Source organism: Bartonella sp. ML69XJBT (assembly GCF_028618515.1).
Taxonomy (GTDB): Bacteria; Pseudomonadota; Alphaproteobacteria; order Rhizobiales; family Rhizobiaceae; genus Bartonella.
This window is the reverse complement of the sequence record NZ_JAQITB010000092.1, coordinates 239-2,136: the sequence shown is the minus strand read 5'-3', so window position 1 is coordinate 2,136 and position 1,898 is coordinate 239. Positions and strand designations below refer to the sequence as shown.

1 protein-coding gene is annotated in these 1,898 nt (G+C 33.7%); it reads right to left on the bottom strand.

Translation table 11 applies throughout. The features are described 5' to 3' along the window. The coding region (locus PVV68_RS10160) for a type ISP restriction/modification enzyme (protein ID WP_342753064.1) at window positions 1–1,898 on the bottom strand (1,898 nt) is incomplete at both ends.

Here is a 1,898-nt window from a genome sequence, read left to right as displayed (position 1 = left end):
TCACGTAATAGAATTCTTTAGGATTAGAGATATCAGTCTGTTTTGGATTGCCTTTTTTAAAGGTCACAGGATAAGGTTCTACATCTTCATAATTTACGTGCAAATGCCCCAGTTCACGTCCTGCTGTCACAAACATCCAAAAATCATCAGCAGTTTTTACACAAGGGATACGAGGCAACTCTTTACATAAATTATCAGCATAGCGTGTACGGTAATCTTCTGAATGTAAAAGACCGTAAACATAATAGAATAAATCATCTTTAGTTATGGTTTCGCTAGGATAAGCAGTTTTAAAATGTGCTAATCCTTCATCCGTAATGGCATCACGCCTCTGTAAACCAGTATTTTTGCTTTCTTCTGTAGAGTTTGTAAATAAATGAGACTGATTATTATCTCTTAAAGCTGTAACATTTTCGTAAATATATCGTGGAAAGCATTGACCTGTATCTATTGCATGAAGGTTAGGTAAACTTTTTGCCATAAGCACAGAAAAACCTGATTGAGTTCCGGTACCAGTGACTTGTATCACTCTATTTTCAACCGCTTGTCCTATCGGAAATATGCGCGGCATTTGATAAACCATTTCATTGAAGGTGCGATTATAATAGAGCCACTGTTGTGTAAAAGGACGATATAGGCTTTGAATAAGGCATTTATCTTCAAATTCAAAAAACTTTTCTTTTTCCAAATCTTGTTTAAGAGCACGGCTCCAACTGATTTTTTTAGCATTAGAATTTACAAAATTGTTTATAGCATTTTTACGTATCTTGCGATCAACATGCCCATAAATATCCTTAAAACGTTCTACTTCACTATTATAGAAAGTAATCATATTACTCATGTTTTTTTCTAAAACTTCATAGCTTGAATTATATGCCCAAGCATCGCGATTGGTTACAACTCCAAGAGAAAACGTTTCAAAGAGCTTTTTAGTATGTTCTCCTTTCTTATAACTCTTATAACCTATGGCTAAAAATGATTTGAATCTATCATCACGTTGACCAAGCCAATCACCGTGCTTGTCTGGTGTAATCATTTGCCAGCTTGATTTATTTGTAATGCCAGAAATACTATCAAAGTATTCGAGAGCTGTAAGTTTTTCTTTTGTTGTGAGATTATTACCAATATCATGATAATAAATTTTGCAAGGTTGGCTATTATCTGGATTACGTACAAAAAGCGTTATCGCTATTCCATTTTGACATCCGGAATCAAAAATATTTTCTCCTTCTCTTGAAAGTTGTTTTGACTTTATATTTTTCCGAATATCACCACGAAGATTAATAATATAAATAGAAGAATATTCGTTCTGTAAGCATTTTCGCATACCATCAGCAAATGCTTTATCTATCCATCCATTCCCAGAAACATAAGCAACAACACCACCTTGTGAATTTAAGCGGTTACTTGCCCAACGAATTGCTCTAATATAGCTATCATATAGATTTCTTTTTAATATTGCTTGAGATCTTGATGCATATGTATCACGAATGCTTCTATCAAGTATTTCATATTCTACATTCGCATTGTTATCATTTTCACTTCTTTGACCAGAAGAATAAGGGGGATTACCAAAAATAACTTTGATATCCAGATTTTTCTGATGTTCTAAATATTCACTGTTTTCTTTAAATAATTTTTGTAATAGACTTTCCTTTTCAAGCATTTGAAACGTATCGGTTAAACCAATATGCTTGAATGGGATATAATTCCCTTTCATAAGACTATGATAGGTCGATTCAATGTTAATGGCTGCTATGTAATACGCTAAGAGAACAATCTCATTGGCATGGATATCATGACGGAACTTATATTCCATATCCTCTGGTTTGATGAGATTGGATTGTAAAAGCCTTGTGATAAAGGTACCAGTCCCTGTAAAAGGGTCGAGAATAGAG